Source organism: Stenotrophomonas maltophilia group sp. vghtpe118 (genome assembly GCF_052605195.1).
Genome location: NZ_CP199672.1, coordinates 124533 through 139810, shown reverse-complemented (window position 1 = coordinate 139810; position 15278 = coordinate 124533). Strand labels below are relative to the sequence as shown.

Annotated in this window: 18 protein-coding genes; 6 read left to right on the top strand and 12 right to left on the bottom strand. The window is 66.9% G+C overall.

Going from position 1 to position 15278, the window contains the following annotated elements; all coding sequences use genetic code 11:
- Positions 1 to 61: 61 nt before the first annotated feature.
- Positions 62 to 694: a uracil phosphoribosyltransferase gene (gene upp / locus ACUDTM_RS00755; protein ID WP_005416149.1), complete on the top strand. Its 633-nt coding sequence runs from the start codon at positions 62 to 64 to the stop codon at positions 692 to 694.
- Positions 695 to 879: 185 nt separating this feature from the next.
- Positions 880 to 1173: a PsiF family protein gene (locus tag ACUDTM_RS00750; protein ID WP_272040857.1), complete on the top strand. Its 294-nt coding sequence runs from the start codon at positions 880 to 882 to the stop codon at positions 1171 to 1173.
- A gap of 41 nt (positions 1174 to 1214) precedes the next feature.
- On the opposite strand, the gene ACUDTM_RS00745 is transcribed toward ACUDTM_RS00750, so the two are convergent.
- The 6 genes from ACUDTM_RS00745 to rsmD all read right to left on the bottom strand — a co-directional run bounded on the left by ACUDTM_RS00745 (position 1215) and on the right by rsmD (position 6026).
- Positions 1215 to 2102: an MBL fold metallo-hydrolase gene (locus ACUDTM_RS00745; RefSeq protein WP_072168323.1), complete on the bottom strand. Its 888-nt coding sequence runs from the start codon at positions 2100 to 2102 to the stop codon at positions 1215 to 1217.
- A 117-nt stretch (positions 2103 to 2219) separates the two neighbouring features.
- Entirely contained in the window at positions 2220 to 3950 is a 1731-nt protein-coding gene (ggt, locus tag ACUDTM_RS00740; protein WP_072168324.1) for a gamma-glutamyltransferase, read from the bottom strand.
- Positions 3947 to 4228, bottom strand: a complete 282-nt coding sequence (locus ACUDTM_RS00735; RefSeq protein ID WP_004153175.1) for a YfhL family 4Fe-4S dicluster ferredoxin — start codon at positions 4226 to 4228, stop codon at positions 3947 to 3949. Before ACUDTM_RS00735 ends, ggt begins: the two co-directional genes overlap by 4 nt.
- A 132-nt stretch (positions 4229 to 4360) precedes the next feature.
- Complete coding sequence (locus ACUDTM_RS00730) at positions 4361 to 4852, bottom strand: hypothetical protein (RefSeq protein ID WP_005409092.1); 492 nt, start codon at positions 4850 to 4852, stop codon at positions 4361 to 4363.
- A 59-nt stretch (positions 4853 to 4911) separates the two neighbouring features.
- Positions 4912 to 5421, bottom strand: a complete 510-nt coding sequence (gene coaD, locus ACUDTM_RS00725) for a pantetheine-phosphate adenylyltransferase (RefSeq protein ID WP_005416145.1) — start codon at positions 5419 to 5421, stop codon at positions 4912 to 4914.
- Positions 5422 to 5447: 26 nt separating this feature from the next.
- Entirely contained in the window at positions 5448 to 6026 is a 579-nt protein-coding gene (rsmD, locus tag ACUDTM_RS00720) for a 16S rRNA (guanine(966)-N(2))-methyltransferase RsmD (protein ID WP_072168325.1), read from the bottom strand.
- A gap of 641 nt (positions 6027 to 6667) precedes the next feature.
- Between rsmD and htpG the strand changes: the two genes are divergently transcribed.
- Positions 6668 to 8560, top strand: a complete 1893-nt coding sequence (gene htpG / locus ACUDTM_RS00715; RefSeq protein ID WP_072168326.1) for a molecular chaperone HtpG — start codon at positions 6668 to 6670, stop codon at positions 8558 to 8560.
- A gap of 153 nt (positions 8561 to 8713) precedes the next feature.
- Here htpG and ACUDTM_RS00710 read toward each other — a convergent pair whose 3' ends face one another.
- On the bottom strand, positions 8714 to 9013 hold the full coding sequence (locus ACUDTM_RS00710) for a hypothetical protein (RefSeq protein WP_188241252.1): 300 nt from the start codon (positions 9011 to 9013) through the stop codon (positions 8714 to 8716).
- Between the two features lie 129 nt (positions 9014 to 9142).
- Here ACUDTM_RS00710 and ftsY point away from each other — a divergent pair, with 129 nt between their 5' ends.
- The 3 genes from ftsY to ACUDTM_RS00695 all read left to right on the top strand — a co-directional run bounded on the left by ftsY (position 9143) and on the right by ACUDTM_RS00695 (position 11913).
- Positions 9143 to 10429, top strand: coding sequence for a signal recognition particle-docking protein FtsY (gene ftsY, locus ACUDTM_RS00705; protein WP_188241251.1), 1287 nt, complete (start codon positions 9143 to 9145; stop codon positions 10427 to 10429).
- Positions 10430 to 10513: 84 nt separating this feature from the next.
- Positions 10514 to 11638: an A/G-specific adenine glycosylase gene (gene mutY / locus ACUDTM_RS00700; RefSeq protein ID WP_088496297.1), complete on the top strand. Its 1125-nt coding sequence runs from the start codon at positions 10514 to 10516 to the stop codon at positions 11636 to 11638.
- A gap of 5 nt (positions 11639 to 11643) precedes the next feature.
- Complete coding sequence (locus ACUDTM_RS00695; protein WP_438915199.1) at positions 11644 to 11913, top strand: oxidative damage protection protein; 270 nt, start codon at positions 11644 to 11646, stop codon at positions 11911 to 11913.
- A 78-nt stretch (positions 11914 to 11991) separates the two neighbouring features.
- On the opposite strand, the gene ACUDTM_RS00690 is transcribed toward ACUDTM_RS00695, so the two are convergent.
- The 5 genes from ACUDTM_RS00690 to ACUDTM_RS00670 form a co-directional block, all read right to left on the bottom strand.
- On the bottom strand, positions 11992 to 12441 hold the full coding sequence (locus ACUDTM_RS00690; RefSeq protein ID WP_065195830.1) for a DUF6491 family protein: 450 nt from the start codon (positions 12439 to 12441) through the stop codon (positions 11992 to 11994).
- Positions 12442 to 12627: 186 nt separating this feature from the next.
- Entirely contained in the window at positions 12628 to 13341 is a 714-nt protein-coding gene (gene lolD, locus ACUDTM_RS00685) for a lipoprotein-releasing ABC transporter ATP-binding protein LolD (protein WP_032954095.1), read from the bottom strand.
- On the bottom strand, positions 13334 to 14575 hold the full coding sequence (locus ACUDTM_RS00680; protein WP_005416136.1) for a lipoprotein-releasing ABC transporter permease subunit: 1242 nt from the start codon (positions 14573 to 14575) through the stop codon (positions 13334 to 13336). Before ACUDTM_RS00680 ends, lolD begins: the two co-directional genes overlap by 8 nt.
- Before the next feature lie 23 nt (positions 14576 to 14598).
- Complete coding sequence (locus ACUDTM_RS00675; protein ID WP_072168330.1) at positions 14599 to 15048, bottom strand: hypothetical protein; 450 nt, start codon at positions 15046 to 15048, stop codon at positions 14599 to 14601.
- Positions 14999 to 15247: an FAD assembly factor SdhE gene (locus tag ACUDTM_RS00670; protein ID WP_049413478.1), complete on the bottom strand. Its 249-nt coding sequence runs from the start codon at positions 15245 to 15247 to the stop codon at positions 14999 to 15001. Before ACUDTM_RS00670 ends, ACUDTM_RS00675 begins: the two co-directional genes overlap by 50 nt.
- Between the last annotated feature and the right edge of the window lie 31 nt (positions 15248 to 15278).

Below are 15278 nucleotides of genomic sequence, written 5' to 3'. Positions count from 1 at the left end.
TGGGCTTCGCCCCGCCAATCCGGCAAAATGGCGGCCTCTCTCCCTATTCCCCTTCCCGACCATGAAGATCGTCGAAGTGCGCCACCCGCTGGTGCAGCACAAGATCGGCCTGATGCGCAACGCTGCGCTCAGCACCAAGGATTTCCGCGAACTGGCCAACGAGCTGGGTACGCTGCTGGCCTACGAGGCCACCGCCGACCTGGATACCGAGCCGCACACCCTGGCCGGCTGGGCCGGCCCGGTGACGGTACAGCGCATTGCCGGCGCCAAGATCACTGTGGTGCCGATCCTGCGTGCCGGCCTGGGCATGCTCAGCGGCGTGCTGTCGCTGATCCCGGCAGCCCGTGTCAGCGTGGTCGGCCTGCAGCGCGATGAAGAAACCCTGCAGCCGGTGCCCTACTTCGAGCGCCTGACCGGCCGCCTGGAAGAGCGCGACGCACTGATCCTCGACCCGATGCTGGCCACCGGCGGCACGCTGATCGCCACCATCGACATGCTCAAGCGCGCCGGCGCCCGTCGCATCAAGGGCATCTTCCTGGTGGCCGCGCCCGAAGGCATCGAAGCAGTGAAGGCCGTGCACCCGGACGTGGAAATCTACACTGCGGCCATCGATGCCCAGCTCAACGACAAGGGCTACATCCTGCCCGGACTGGGCGACGCAGGTGACCGCATCTTCGGCACCCGCGTCGGCTGATCCGGCAAACCGCGGTCGGATCCCTCTCCGCAGGAGAGGGCTCTGACCCGACAACCGTTCGCGGGCGCGCTTCGCCGCGGCACGTGAACGCCCGTGGACGCGGGTGTGGCCGACGCGTGATTCTTCACGTGGCCTTGCCGGCCGGAGGCGAATGCTCCGCGCACCCGCCACCCTTGGAGCTCGCGATGAAGGCCTCATTCCTGCTGGCCGCCGTCCTGCTGGCCGGCCTGCCCCTGGCTGCCAACGCCACCACCCCGCAGCAGCAACGCATGGCCGAATGCTCGGCCAAGAACAAGGGCTTGAAGGGGGATGCCTACAAGACCGCGCAGAGCTCCTGCCTCAGTGGCCAGGCTGCCGCAACCAAGCCGGTCAATACGCAGCAGGAACGCATGCGCAAGTGCAACGCTGACGCGGGCGCGAAGAAACTGGCAGGCGATGCGCGCAAGACCTTCATGAGCAGCTGCCTGAAGGCGTCGTAACGACGAGTGATGCAGAGCCGAGCCCACGCTCGGCTCTGCCATTACCCCAGGGCGCGCGCCTTCAGCTCGCCCTGTTCGTGCAGGGTCACGAAACGTCCCTTGTCATCACGGCCCAGCTGCGCCAGCGCCACCTGCGGGTCGTGGGTGAAGAACAGCCGCACGTTGCGCGCCAGCTTGTCCTCAAGGAACTGCCGTTTCTCGTCGATCAGCAATTCGGCATTGCGGTCATAGCCCATGGTGATCGGCACGTGCACCCATGAACGACCTGGGATGAGGTCGGCACAGAACACCACGCCACCGTGCGCATCTTCACCGGCATGCGCGTGGCCAACGATCTCGGCCAGCATCAGCCCCGGCGTATGCCCATCGCTGTAGCTGAAGCGCACGCTGCGGCCGAGCGCCTTCGAGTACTCGCCATCCACCACTTCCAGGCGGCCACTGGCCTGCAGCAGGCCGGGCAGCTCAGGTATGAAACTGGCCCGATCGCGCGGGTGTGGCTGCACGGCGCGCTGCCAATGCTGCGCACCAACCACATAGGTTGCGTTGGGGAACAGCAGCTCGGGCTCACGCCCTTCGCTCCATGCGGCAAGCAGGCCACCGGCATGATCGAAGTGCAGGTGGCTGAGCACCACCACGTCGATGTCCTCGTGCTCGAAACCCGCTTCGCGCAGTGAATCGATCAGCACGTGCTGGCTTTCCTGCACGCCGTAGCGCTCTCGCATGCGCGGGTCGAAGAACGCACCGATACCGGTTTCAAACAGTACCGTCTTGCCTTCCAGCGGACTGGCAAGCAACGCACGGCAGGCCAGCTCAATGCGATTGAGCTCGTCCGGAGCCGCCCATTTTTCCCACAACGCACGCGGCGCGTTGCCGAACATCGCGCCGCCGTCCAGGCGCTGCGAGTTTCCACGAATAGACCAGAGTTTCATGCGTCGATTATCGGCGCCGGACCGTTAAATAATCGCTAGAAAGGAAACAGGAAACCCCGCCGGTTGGCGGGGTCCTGGTGATCTGCGGATTGCCGGCCAGTGGCCGGCACCACCACATCAGTGGGCCGGCACGACCTGGGCACTGCCCACCGGATTGCGCGGGTCGCTGCCACCGAACAGCTTGTTCGCCTTGCGGTCCCATTCCACGGTCTGCAGGTTGCCCCACACGTGGCTGGAACCGCGACCGCCGGCGGCGACATCGCCCGGCAGGTCGATCCTGTGGCCCATCGCCTGCAGCTGCTTCACCGTCGCCGCGTCGAACGCATCATCCTCGGCTTCGATCAGGTCCGGCAGCCACTGGTGGTGGTAGCGCGGCAGCGCGGCAACCTGCTGCGCGTCCAGGCCAGCGTCGTAGCCGAGGATGCCCAGCAGCACCATGGTGATGATGCGGCTGCCACCCGGGGTGCCCAGCACGATCACCTTGTCGCTGTTTTCCATGAAGGTCGGCGTCATCGAGCTGAGCATGCGCTTGCCCGGCTTCGGCGCATTGGCCTCGTAGCCCATCACGCCGAAGGCATTGGGCGTACCCGGCTTCAGCGCGAAATCGTCCATCTCGTTGTTCAGCAGCACACCGGTGCCCTTGGGAATGAGCCCCGAGCCGTACAGCAGGTTGACGGTCTGGGTGGCGCCGACGCGGTTGCCGTCGCGGTCGATGATCGAGAAGTGCGTGGTCTCGTCGTCTTCCAGCGGCGTCGGGTTGCCCGACAGCAGGTCGCTGGGCGTGGCCTTCTCTGGATGGATGGTCGCACGCAGGCCCTGTGCGTAGTCCTTGCTGGTCAGCACCTTCTGCGGGATCTGCACGAAGTCCGGATCGCCGAGGAAGAACGTACGGTCGCGGTAGGCACGACGCATCGACTCCACCACCAGGTGGGTACGGTGCGCCGGATCCATCTTCCTGATGTCCCAGCCTTCCAGGATCTGCAGCATGCTGGCCAGCGCAATGCCACCGGACGACGGCGGCGGCGCGGTGGTGATCTTCCAGCCGTTGTAGTTGAACACGATCGGCTCGCGCTGCTTCACGCGATAGCCGGCCAGCTCTTCGGCGGTCCACTTGCCGCCGGCCTGCTTGACGCCCGCCAGCAACAGCTTTCCGGTCTGGCCCTTGTAGAAGCCGTCGAAACCTCCAGCGGCCAGGCGCTCCAGCGTCTGCGCCAGCTCCGGCTGCTTGAACAGGTCACCGCTGGCGATCGGCTTGCCGTTGCGCAGATAGACTTCACGCGTGCCGGGATAGCGCTCCATCACTTCACGGCGCGACGCGTAGCCCTTGGCCATGCGGTCGTACACCGGGAAGCCTTCGCGTGCGATGCGGATCGCCGGCTGCAGCGAGGCCGACAACGGCAGCTTGCCGTGCCGGGCCGACAGTTCGACCAGCGCTGCGGGCAGGCCGGGAATACCCGCCGACCACGCACCGTTGACCGAGCGGTCGCGGTCCAGGTTGCCCTGCTTGTCGAGGAAGGCCTGCGGCGTGGCCGCCGCCGGTGCGGTCTCGCGTGCATCCAGCATCACGTCCTTGCCGGTGGCCGCGTCGTGCAGAAGGAAGAAGCCGCCGCCGCCGAGTCCGGAACTGATCGGCTCGACCACCGCCAGCGTGGACGAGACCGCCACCGCAGCGTCGAAGGCGTTGCCGCCCTGCGCCAGGATATCGATACCGGCCTGGGTGGCCAGCGCGTGGCCGCTGGCAATGGCTGCGCCGTCGGGGCGCTCGGCACGGGCCGGGCTGTCGGCCCAGGCCATCGGGCTCAGCAGCAGGCCGAGCAGCAACAGGGGGCGGACGATCAGCGTCTTCATTCGGATGGGGGCTCCGCATAGAGTTCGGGGTGATCGTGCTGCAGCTGGCGCAGCTTGGCCAGCAGCTGGTCTTCCGTTTCCACGATCTCCGGATCCGGGTCGATGCACTCGACCGGGCAGACGACCACGCACTGTGGCTCGTCGAAATGACCCACGCATTCGGTGCAGCGCGCAGGGTCGATCACGTAGATGGTTTCACCCATCGCAATGGCCTGGTTCGGGCAGGCCGGCTCGCAGACGTCGCAGTTGACGCAGAGCTCGTTGATTTTCAGCGACATGGCGATACTCCTCGCCCGCGCCTTGGGACAAAGGACCGGCCAGCGCGGGCGCGCGGGCCGGTCAGGTCATCAGCGGCGCCCTGGCAGGACGCCGCCCGGGCCATGCCGGAGCATGGCCGCCATGGCTCGGTATTACTTGGCTTCGACGAAAATGTACTCGGCACCGGTCGGCTGGATCGCAGCCTGCACGCGGGCGTTGTCGGCCGACTGGCCGATGAAGACGACGCGCACGCCCTTCATCGAATCCGGCGAAACGTCCTTGAACACGGCCTGGATCATGTCAGCCATCTTGCCCGAGGCCGACGAACCGAAGGCCAGCATGTTGCCCGGCTGCACGCCACGGGCCACGGCCTGGGTCGCGCTCTCGGTCTGGCGCTCGTACTTGGCCTGGAAGTCCGGGTCCGATTCCGGCGAGAGGTAATACAGGAACGGGCTGTTGGTGATGTTGCCCATGTTCTGGATGGCCACTTCCTGCAGGTACTTCTTCCAGCCTGCATCGTCGTCCTTGGCCGGGGCGACCAGGGCCTGCTTGGCCTCGTCGACCGGAGCGGCCTCTTCCTTCTTGCAGGCGGTGAAGGCCAGGGCCAACGAAGCGATCAGCATCGCGCGCATGGTGGTGTTCATGGATTTCCTCCCGGAATGGTGCGTGGTGTTGTACGTAATGGGGTGCAGGTACGGCGGGCTTACGACTGTGCCGCCTTCGCTTCGCGGACCTTGCGCAGGGCTTCGAGCACCGCGGCCGGCACGAAACCGGACACGTCGCCGCCCAGGCGCGCGATCTCGCGGACCAGCGAGGACGAAATGAAGCTGTGCTGCTCGGCCGGGGTCAGGAACAGGGTCTCGACCTCGGGGATCAGGTGGCGGTTCATGCTGGCCATCTGGAACTCGTACTCGAAGTCGGACACCGCGCGCAGGCCGCGCAGCAGCACCCCGCCCTGGACCGAACGTACGAAATGGGCCAGCAGGGTATCGAAGCCGATGACTTCGACATTGCCATGGTGGGCCAGGGCGCCACGCGCCAGCTGCACGCGCTGTTCCAGCGGCAGCGCCGGGCCCTTCGACGGGCTCTGCGCCACGCCGACCACGACCTTTTCGAACAGCGGCGCGGCCCGGCTCACAAGGTCGATGTGACCGTTGGTGATCGGGTCGAACGTGCCGGGATAGACGGCGATGCGGCGGTTGGCCACGGTCATGGGCGGTAGCAGATGTTCAGATGAGGTCAAAGTGTAGCAGTGGCACGGCGGTACAGGGCAAAGCGCACCTCACGGGTGCCGCCCTCGCGGTGCAGCAGCCAGCCCTGCGGCAGCACCGGCACGTGGCCGGCCGGCGACTCCAGGTACAGCCAGGCGTCGGCGGCCAGGTGCCGCGGCAGCTGGGCCAGCACGTCCTGCCACAGGCCATCGGCGAACGGCGGGTCGATGAACACCAGATCGGCCTGCTGCGCGGGCGCACCCTGCAGCCAGCGCAGGGCATCGGCCTGCACGACGCTGATCTGGTCGCTGGCCTGCAGCTTGGCGACGGCGGCGGTCAGGTTGCGTCCCAGCTGCGCATCGCGCTCGACCAGGGTGGCGTGGGCGGCACCGCGCGAGACCGCTTCCAGGCCCAATGCGCCGCTGCCGGCGAACAGGTCCAGCACACGGGCCCCGCCGAGCTTGGGCATCAGCCAGTTGAACAGGGTTTCGCGCACACGATCGCTGCTGGGCCGCAGTCCCGGCAGGGTCGGCACCGGCAGGCGGGTATTGCGCCAGCGACCGCCGATGATGCGGACCTGCCCGTCGTTGCCCCCACGGCCGCTCATTGGCGCCCCCGGCGGGAGGTATTCAAGAATTTCAGCATGAGTGGGATTGTAGTTCGGCCGGGCTTTGCCCGGCACCCGCAGAGTCCGAAGCAACGGCCGAAGCAACTTCAAAAGCTGGTTTCCTGTGGGTTGGCGGGGCGGGTCAGGTTGTGGGGGACGCCGTAAACCCGTCCATGGGGGCTTGGCCGCGGCATCCATGCCGCGGACACCCCCACAACCTGACCCACCCCGCCTTCGACAGTTTCCTGCGATCTGTCGGAACGGCTTTCTGCTCTCGTGGGTGCCGACCGTTGGTCGGCACAAATGAATTCATTCGATATCTGACAGATGTACCGACCAACGGTCGGCACCTACCAACAGCCGAGTGAACCTGTCAGAGGCGGGGCGGTGTGGGTTGGCAGGACCGTTGGCGCCATGGATGGCGCCATCGAGCCCCCATGGACGGGTTTACGGCGTGTCCTGCCAACCCACACCGCCCCGCCATCCCACGCAATGCCCGCTGTTGCTGTTGCTGTTGCTGTTGCCTCTGCAGGTGCAGGGCTGCAAGCCCTGCCGACCAGCCCCTTGATTTCGGGACAATCATCCCTACCCCTTGGCGAGGCCGCACGCGCTGGCGCGGCATTGCACATGGAGCCCTATCGATGACCGAGACCACCCAGACCGAAACCCTTGGCTTCCAGACCGAAGTCAAGCAGCTGCTGCAGCTGATGATCCACTCGCTGTACTCCAACAAGGAAATCTTCCTGCGCGAGCTGGTCTCCAACGCTGCCGACGCCGCCGACAAGCTGCGCTTCGAGGCCCTGACCCAGCCGGCGCTGCTGGAAGGCGACAGCGAGCTGCGCGTGCGCGTCAGCTTCGACGCCGCCGCCCACACCATCACCATCGAAGACAACGGCATTGGCATGAGCCGCGCCGAAGCCATCGCCCACCTCGGCACCATCGCCAAGTCCGGCACCGGCGACTTCCTGCGGCAGCTGTCCGGCGACCAGAAGAAGGATTCGCAGCTGATCGGCCAGTTCGGCGTCGGCTTCTACAGCGCTTTCATCGTCGCTGACGAAGTGGAAGTGACCTCGCGCCGCGCCGGCCTGGCTGCAGCCGAAGGCGTGCGTTGGAGCTCGCGTGGCGAAGGCGATTTCGAAGTGGCCACCGTCGACAAGGCCGAGCGCGGTACCCGCATCGTGCTGCACCTGAAGGACGGCGAGCACGACTTCGCCGATGGCTGGCGCCTGCGCAGCATCCTCAAGAAGTACTCGGACCATATCGGTCTGCCGATCCAGATGCCGAAGGAAGGTGGCGAAGAAGGCACCGCCGTCGAGTGGGAGACCGTCAACCGCGCCAGCGCGCTGTGGACCCGCCCGCGCACCGAGATCAGCGACGCCGAGTACACCGAGTTCTACAAGCACGTAGCGCACGACCATAGCGACCCGCTGGGGTGGAGCCACAACAAGGTCGAGGGCAAGCTGGAGTACACCTCGCTGCTGTACGTGCCCGGCCGCGCGCCGTTCGACCTGTACCACCGCGATGCGCCCAAGGGCCTGAAACTGTACGTGCAGCGCGTGTTCGTGATGGACCAGGCCGAGCAGTTCCTGCCGCTGTACCTGCGCTTCATCAAGGGCGTGGTCGATTCCAACGACCTGTCGCTGAACGTCTCGCGCGAGATCCTGCAGTCCGGCCCGGTCATCGATTCGATGAAATCGGCGCTGACCAAGCGTTCGCTGGACATGCTGGAGAAGCTGGCCACCGACAAGCCCGAGCAGTACGCCACGTTCTGGAAGGAGTTCGGCCAGGTGCTGAAGGAAGGCCCGGCCGAGGACTACAACAACCGCGAGAAGGTGGCCGGCCTGCTGCGCTTCGCCTCCACCCGCGGCGACGGCGATGCGCAGAGCGTGTCGCTGGCCGATTACATCGGCCGCATGACCGAAGGCCAGGACAAGATCTACTACCTCACCGGCGAGAGCTACAGCCAGGTACGCAACAGCCCGCACCTGGAAGTGTTCCGCAAGAAGGGCGTGGAAGTGCTGCTGCTGACCGACCGCATCGACGAGTGGCTGATGGGCTACCTGACCGATTTCGACGGTAAGGGCTTCGTCGACATCGCCCGTGGCGATCTCGACCTGGGCGCACTGGAAACCGATGCGGACAAGCAGGCACAGGAAGCGGCAGCAAAGGACAAGCAGGGCCTGGTCGAGCGGCTCAAGACGGTCCTGGGTGACGAAGTGGCCGAGGTGCGCGTGTCGCACCGCCTGACCGATTCGCCGGCGGTGCTGGCCATCGGCGAGCAGGACCTGGGCCTGCAGATGCGCCAGATCCTGGAAGCCAGCGGGCAGAAGGTGCCGGACAGCAAGCCGGTGCTGGAGATCAACCCGGGCCATCCGCTGATCGCCAAGCTCGACGCCGAAGCCGATGGCGCGCGCTTCGACGACCTCGGCCGGGTGCTGTTCGACCAGGCCGCACTGGCCGCCGGTGACAGCCTGAAGGACCCGGGTGCCTATGTGGCGCGCCTGAACAAGCTGCTGCTGGAGTTGTCGGCCTGATCGACAGATCGGGTGCCGGGCAGCGTCCCGATGGAGGCCAACCCTGGCTCACGCGCATTTGTAGAGTCGAGCCATGCTCGACTGCTCCATGAGTGCCGACCAAGGTTGGCACCTGCCAGGGGCAGCGGTTGGCACCGGCCAAAGCGGTGTTGCTCAGGTCTCCCGATCCAGCAGCGAGCCCAGCATCTGATCGTGTCGGCGGATCACCGAGGCATTGGCGGCGAAGGCCACTACCTCGGCTTTCGCCGCCAGCAGATCTCCCAGCAGTGCACCGACATCGACGCCGGCGGCAGTCACCGAGGCCTGCACCCCGCCCTGTCCAGTGGCACCGCGCTGCAACTGCAGGCGCCGCGCATCGGGGGTCGCCAGATTGGCCACGTTGTGCGCTGCAACCTGCACGCCCTGCTGGGCCGCACGCATGCCGCCTAGGGCGATTCCCATCACGTTGTTCATGGCGGTCTCCGGGCCGCTCCGCGCAACCCTCCGGACCGGTTAGCGGCCGGCCGGCCGCGATCTTGAGTCCACATCGGCCCGACAGGCCCGAGTGGTAGCATATCCCTCTGATTTCAGCGCCTTTTGCCAATGCTCAGTTTTTTCCGCCGCAAGAAGCCCCAGGATGCCCCCACCACGGAGGCGCCCAAGACCCAGCACTACTCGGCTGAAGAGCTGGCGGCGGCGTTCCCGTCGGCCGCCCCGGCCGAAGACGCACCCACCGCCGCGGTGGTCGAAGCCAAGGCACCGGAACCGGCCACCGTCGCCGTACAGGCCCCCGTCGCCGAAGTGCCTGCCGTGCCAGCTGCGCAGCCGGCCACCGCGTCCGAGGACGTCCAGGCTGAAGCGCTCGCTGCGGCCGCTGTGCTGGCTCCTCTGGCTCCGGTCATTCCGGTCGAGGAACCAACCGCCCCGGCCACCGACCTGCCGGCGCTGGTGGATGCCCCGCCGGCGCCCGCCGGCAAGCCCGGCTGGCGCGAACGCCTGCGCAACAGCGTCATCGCGCGCAGCTTCGGCGGCCTGTTCTCGCGCAACCCCAAGCTCGACGACGATCTGCTGGACGAGCTGGAAACCGCCCTGATCACCGCCGACGTCGGCGTGGGCGCCACGACCGATCTGGTCGAGGGCCTGCGCAAGCGCATGAAGTCGCGCGAGTTCGCCGACGCCAATGCGCTGCTGACCGCGCTGCGCGCCGAGCTGATCGCAATCCTGCAGCCGGTGGCCAAGCCGCTGGTGATCGACCGCAACGCCAAGCCCTTCGTGGTGCTCACCGTCGGCGTCAACGGCGTCGGCAAGACCACCACCATCGGCAAGCTGGCCAAGCGCTTCAAGGATGACGGCCACAGCCTGATGCTGGCTGCCGGCGATACCTTCCGCGCCGCCGCCGTGGCCCAGCTGCAGGCCTGGGGCGAGCGCAACGGCGTGGCCGTGGTCGCGCAGGGGCAGAACGCCGATGCCGCTTCGGTGGCATTCGACGCACTGCAGGCCGGCAAGGCCCGCGGCACCTCGGTGCTGATCGCCGATACCGCCGGCCGCCTGCACACCCAGTCAGGCCTGATGAACGAGCTGGGCAAGATCCGCCGCGTGCTCGGCAAGATCGATCCCACCGCCCCGCACGAAGTGCTGATGGTGATCGACGGCACCACCGGCCAGAACGCGCTGTCGCAGCTGCGCCAGTTCAATGCCGCAGTGAACGTGACCGGCCTGGTGGTGACCAAGCTGGACGGCACCGCCAAGGGCGGCGTGGTGTTCGCACTGGCCCGCGAGTTCGGCATTCCGATCCGCTTCGCCGGCATTGGCGAGCGCCCGGAAGACCTGCGCGTGTTCGACCCGGAAGCCTTCGTCGACGCCCTGCTGCCCGAAGCATTGGGCGCCTGATACACCGTGCAGCCACGCATGGCGTGGCTCTACTGCGATCTGGTAGAGCCACCCCATGGGTGGCTGCCTCCTTCCGGAACACTCATGCCCCGCCAGCCGCACGCCAGCGCCGACACTGCCAAGGAAGACGACTTCGTCGCCCGCCTGCTGCACTGGTTCGACGACCACGGTCGCCATGATCTGCCCTGGCAGCACCCGCGCAGCCCCTATCGGGTCTGGCTGTCGGAAATCATGCTGCAGCAGACCCAGGTGGCCACGGTCATCCCGTACTTCCAGCGGTTCCTGCAGCACTTCCCGACCCTGCCCGACCTCGCTGCCGCCAGCAATGACGCAGTGATGGCGCAGTGGGCCGGGCTCGGCTACTACGCCCGCGCACGAAACCTGCATGCCGCGGCAAAGCGCTGCGTGGAACTGCACGACGGCGACCTGCCGCGCGATTTCGATGCACTGCATGCCCTGCCCGGCATCGGCCGCAGCACCGCTGGCGCGATCCTCAGCCAAGCCTGGAACGACCCGCTCGCGATTCTCGACGGCAACGTCAAGCGCGTACTCAGCCGCTATCACGGCATCGACGGCTTCCCCGGCCTGCCGGCCATCGAGAAACAACTGTGGGCGATTGCCGACGCGCACGTCACGCAGGTGCCGGCCGGGCGCATGGCCGATTACACCCAGGCGCAGATGGACCTGGGCGCGACGGTATGCAGCCGGGCCAAGCCGGCCTGCGTGATCTGCCCGCTGCAGGACGCATGCGTGGCGCGGCGCGAAGGCCGCACCGCTGAACTGCCCACGCCCAAGCCCAGCAAGACCCTGCCCGAACGCGAAGCAGTTGCACTGCTGCTGCGCGACGCCCAGCAGCGCGTGCTGCTGCAGAAGCGGCCGGACACCGGCATCTGGGCGCAGCTGTGGACGCTGCCGCAGGCCGAGGCCGGCAGCGACCTGCAGGACTGGTTCGACGCACATGTCGACGGCTCGCTGGAAGATGCAGAGGAACTGCCGGTGCTGCAGCACACCTTCAGCCACTACAGGCTGCACCTGCAGGTACTGTCACGGAAGGTGCGCGGCCTGCGCGTGGAAGAACCCACGCTGCGCTGGGTCGCCAACGACGAGCTACCCGCATTGGGCCTGCCGGCACCGATCCGCAAACTGCTCGACGGCGCCACGATCAAGACGCCGAAACGAAATTCCAGCAAACCCCGCAACCACGAGTGAATGCCATGCACCGAACCGTCTTCTGCCAGTACGAACAACGCGATGCCGAGGGCCTGGACTTCGTGCCCTACCCCGGCGAGCTGGGCCAGCGCATCTTCAACAACATCGGCAAGCAGGCCTGGGCCGCGTGGCTGGCCCACCAGACCATGCTGATCAACGAGAACCGGCTGTCGCCGCGCACGCCGGAACATCGTGCGTTCCTTGAAGGCGAACTGGTCAAGTTCCTGTTCGAGAAGGACGCGGAAAAGCCGGCCGGCTTCACCCCGGAAACCTGACAGACGGGCAGGTCGTGCCGGCCGCTGGCCGGCAATCTGGCATCTGCGCGATGCCGGCCAGCGGCCGGGACTACCGCGCTATTTCGCGTTTTCCTCGCGCTCCTGCACCTGCGCCTGGCGCAGCTCCTGCTCGGACGCGCGCAGCGCCTTCACATCCAGCTTGCGGATGCTGTTGATGAAGCACGGCAGGCGCGGGCCGCCGGTGGGGTCGCGCACCAGCACTTTGTCAAAGCGCGACGACACACGGCCCATGCTGCTGGTCAGGCCGATGGCGGTCGCATATGGCAGGTCCTGGCAGGGGCCATTCAACTCCAGCAGATAGGCTTCGCTGGGACGGGTCCACACCGCCAGCGCACTGTCGCCCAGCTCGGTCCAGCCATTGAGGCTGCCAAAGAACTGCATGTCATTCTGCGGCGCGCCGGCGTGGGCACGGTACAGATCCAGTTTCTCGGTACTGCTGAGCCGGCCGGTGGTCGCACAGGCGGCCAGTGCCAGGCAGAGTCCGGCCATCAGGATCGGGGTCTTCATGGCGATCTCCTCGGGGAACTGTCGCCATCATGCGCCTGGGCTGGCAACGCCGGCGCGACGGCTCGCGCCCCATTCAGCCGCCGGTCGGCGGCTACTGGCCGGACCACGGTAGACGCCAACATGGTTGGCGCTTGCCCTGCAGGAGCAGCCGACCAAGGCCGGCCTCTACCAGAGCGGTCCCAGCGCTCAGACGTCGGCGTGGGCCAGTGCGTGCAGGCGCCCTTCGCGTAGCTCCAGCACCCGGTCCAGGCGCCGTGCCAGGCTGCGGTCGTGGGTCACCAGCACCAGGCTGGTATGACGCGCGCGGTTGAGTTCCAGCATCAGCTCGAACACGGTGCCGGCAGTGCGGTCATCCAGGTTACCGGTCGGCTCGTCGCCGAGCACGCAGGCCGGATGATTGACCAGCGCGCGCGCCACTGCGGCACGTTGGCGTTCGCCGCCGGACAGCTCGCCCGGCTTGTGGTCCAGGCGATGGCCGAGGCCGACCGCTTCCAGCAGCGTGGTGGCCCGGCTGCTCGCCTCGGCCACGGCGGTGCCGGCCAGCAGCACCGGCATCATCACGTTTTCCAGCGCGGTGAACTCCGGCAGCAGGTGATGGAACTGGTAGACGAAGCCCAGCGCCTGGTTGCGCAGCAGGCCGCGCGCGGTATCCGACAGCGCCGACATGCGCTGGCCGGTCACATACACTTCGCCGGCAGTCGGAATGTCCAGGCCGCCCAGCAGGTGCAGCAGCGTGCTCTTGCCGGCACCGGAGGCACCGATGATCGCCACCGTCTCGCCAGCAGTCACGGTCAGGTCCAGCCCATCGAACACCGGGGTCTGCATGCGCCCTTCGGCATAGGTCTTGCCCAGCGCTTCGGCGCGGATCACTTCATCGCCGCGGTTGACGACCTTATTCATAACGCAGGGCCTCCGCCGGCTGGGTGCGTGCTGCCCGCCAGGCGGGATACAGGGTGGCCAGGAAGCTCATCAGCAGCGCGACCACGGTGATCGCCACCACGTCGCCGGTCTGCATGTCGGTCGGCAGGCCGGTGATGTAATAGACATCCTCCGGCAGCAGCTTGACGTTGAACACGCTCTCGATGGCGCCGAGGATGCGTTCCAGGTTGAGGGTCAGGGTGATGCCGCCGATCAGGCCGGCCAGCGTGCCGAAGATGCCGATCAACGAGCCCTGCACCATGAACACCTGCATCACCCCGCCCGGGGTCAGGCCCAGGGTGCGCAGGATGGCAATGTCGGCCTGCTTGTCGGTCACCAGCATCACCTGCGAGGACACCAGGTTGAAGGCCCCCATGGCGATGATCAGCGACAGCAGGATGCCCATCACCACCTTCTCCATGCGCAGCGAGTGGTAGAGGTTGGCGTTCTGCTGCGTCCAGTCACTCACGCGGTAGGCACCGCCGAGGCTCTGCGCCAGGTCCACGCCCACTTCCAGCGAACGGTCCATGTCGTGCAGCTTCAGCCGCACGCCGGTGGCGCCGTCACTGCGCAGAACACGCTCCAGGTCCTGCATGTTGGCGAAGCCGACGCCGCGATCGACCTCGTTGTACCCGGCCTCGAAGATGCCGCTGACGGTGAAGCGCTTCATCCGTGGCACCGCACCGGCCGGCGTGCCCTGCACTTCGGCAAAGGTCACCAGCACCTGGTCGCCAACGTCCACGCCCAGCCAGATCGCCAGCTCCTTGCCCAGCAGCAGGTTGAAGCTGCCCGGCTTGAGGCTGTCATAGCTGCCCTTGGTGACCTTCCTGTCGATCACCGAGACGTTCGGCTCCAGCGCCGGATCGATGCCCTGGATGATCGCGCCCTGCACGCGCGGGCCGCTGATCATCGATTGGATCTCGATGTACGGCGCGGCACCCGCCACGCGCGGATCCTTGCGGGCGACATCAACCACCCGCATCCAGTCCGGCATCGGCTCGCCATCGCGGCTGATGGTGGTATGGGCGGTCATCTGCAGCAGGCGGCTGCGGATTTCCTTCTGGAAACCGCTCATCACCGCCAGGGTGGTGATCAGCACCGTAACGCCGAGCGCGATGCCCAGGATCGATGCCATCGAGATGAAGGAGATGAAGCCGTTGCGGCGCTTGGCGCGCAGGTAGCGCAGGCCGATGGCCACGGGAATGGGTTTGAACATGCAGGCACGCCGGTCAATTCAGCTTATGGTGCCATTGACCGGGGCCGACGGGAAACGCTGCGTGTGGCCACGGCCAGTCGCAGTTCACGTCGCTGCCCTGAATCGAGCACATCCGGCCAGAACAGCAGGCGCCGGCGGCGCCGATCCTCCCGCCACAGCAACAACAACCATGGGCCACGCACCACCAGCCGTGGCGTATCGACATCCCGTCCGGCCACCTGCAATGCCTCGGGAAGCGGAGGCAGAAGCACCTGCACGCGCGGCCTGCGCTGGCGCCAGGCCAGTTCGGCCAAGCCGACGCCCCAGGCCAGCAGCAGCGCGGGCATCAGCAACCGCGCAGGCAGATCCGAGGCGCGCAACAACCAGGGCGCGGCCAGCAGCACCGCCAACTGGGCGGCAGCCTGCAGCCGCGAGGGGCGCCACTCAAGGCTTGAGGGCGAGGATCTTCTGCATGAGGGGGATCGCGTGCGCATGCGGGCAGGCCTCATAGCCCATGAACCAGCGCCACAACTTATCGTCCTCGCAGTCGAGCAGGAACAGGAAAACCTCGCGCTCTCCGGTCGGTGCAGTGCTCCACTCACGGTCCAGGTAGCGGCCGAACAGCTGGTCCAGTTCGCGCATGCCGCGGCGGCAGCGCCAGCGCAGCTTCTTCAGCAGGACATCGTCTTCCATCGTGCTTCTCCAGATACAGCAAAGCCACGCA

What these genes read in the sequence shown, in the direction of transcription:
- ACUDTM_RS00710 (WP_188241252.1), bottom strand. Translation starts at nt 9,013, where the DNA reads ATGAACAACGTGATGGGAATCGCCCTAGGCGGCATGCGTGCGGCCCAG.
- htpG (WP_072168326.1), top strand. Translation starts at nt 6,668, where the DNA reads ATGACCGAGACCACCCAGACCGAAACCCTTGGCTTCCAGACCGAAGTC.
- ggt (WP_072168324.1), bottom strand. Translation starts at nt 3,950, where the DNA reads ATGAAGACGCTGATCGTCCGCCCCCTGTTGCTGCTCGGCCTGCTGCTG.
- upp (WP_005416149.1), top strand. Translation starts at nt 62, where the DNA reads ATGAAGATCGTCGAAGTGCGCCACCCGCTGGTGCAGCACAAGATCGGC.
- ACUDTM_RS00670 (WP_049413478.1), bottom strand. Translation starts at nt 15,247, where the DNA reads ATGGAAGACGATGTCCTGCTGAAGAAGCTGCGCTGGCGCTGCCGCCGC.
- rsmD (WP_072168325.1), bottom strand. Translation starts at nt 6,026, where the DNA reads ATGAGCGGCCGTGGGGGCAACGACGGGCAGGTCCGCATCATCGGCGGT.
- ACUDTM_RS00680 (WP_005416136.1), bottom strand. Translation starts at nt 14,575, where the DNA reads ATGTTCAAACCCATTCCCGTGGCCATCGGCCTGCGCTACCTGCGCGCC.
- ftsY (WP_188241251.1), top strand. Translation starts at nt 9,143, where the DNA reads ATGCTCAGTTTTTTCCGCCGCAAGAAGCCCCAGGATGCCCCCACCACG.
- ACUDTM_RS00750 (WP_272040857.1), top strand. Translation starts at nt 880, where the DNA reads ATGAAGGCCTCATTCCTGCTGGCCGCCGTCCTGCTGGCCGGCCTGCCC.
- ACUDTM_RS00735 (WP_004153175.1), bottom strand. Translation starts at nt 4,228, where the DNA reads ATGTCGCTGAAAATCAACGAGCTCTGCGTCAACTGCGACGTCTGCGAG.
- mutY (WP_088496297.1), top strand. Translation starts at nt 10,514, where the DNA reads ATGCCCCGCCAGCCGCACGCCAGCGCCGACACTGCCAAGGAAGACGAC.
- ACUDTM_RS00675 (WP_072168330.1), bottom strand. Translation starts at nt 15,048, where the DNA reads ATGCGCACGCGATCCCCCTCATGCAGAAGATCCTCGCCCTCAAGCCTT.
- ACUDTM_RS00730 (WP_005409092.1), bottom strand. Translation starts at nt 4,852, where the DNA reads ATGAACACCACCATGCGCGCGATGCTGATCGCTTCGTTGGCCCTGGCC.
- ACUDTM_RS00695 (WP_438915199.1), top strand. Translation starts at nt 11,644, where the DNA reads ATGCACCGAACCGTCTTCTGCCAGTACGAACAACGCGATGCCGAGGGC.
- lolD (WP_032954095.1), bottom strand. Translation starts at nt 13,341, where the DNA reads ATGAATAAGGTCGTCAACCGCGGCGATGAAGTGATCCGCGCCGAAGCG.
- ACUDTM_RS00690 (WP_065195830.1), bottom strand. Translation starts at nt 12,441, where the DNA reads ATGAAGACCCCGATCCTGATGGCCGGACTCTGCCTGGCACTGGCCGCC.
- ACUDTM_RS00745 (WP_072168323.1), bottom strand. Translation starts at nt 2,102, where the DNA reads ATGAAACTCTGGTCTATTCGTGGAAACTCGCAGCGCCTGGACGGCGGC.
- coaD (WP_005416145.1), bottom strand. Translation starts at nt 5,421, where the DNA reads ATGACCGTGGCCAACCGCCGCATCGCCGTCTATCCCGGCACGTTCGAC.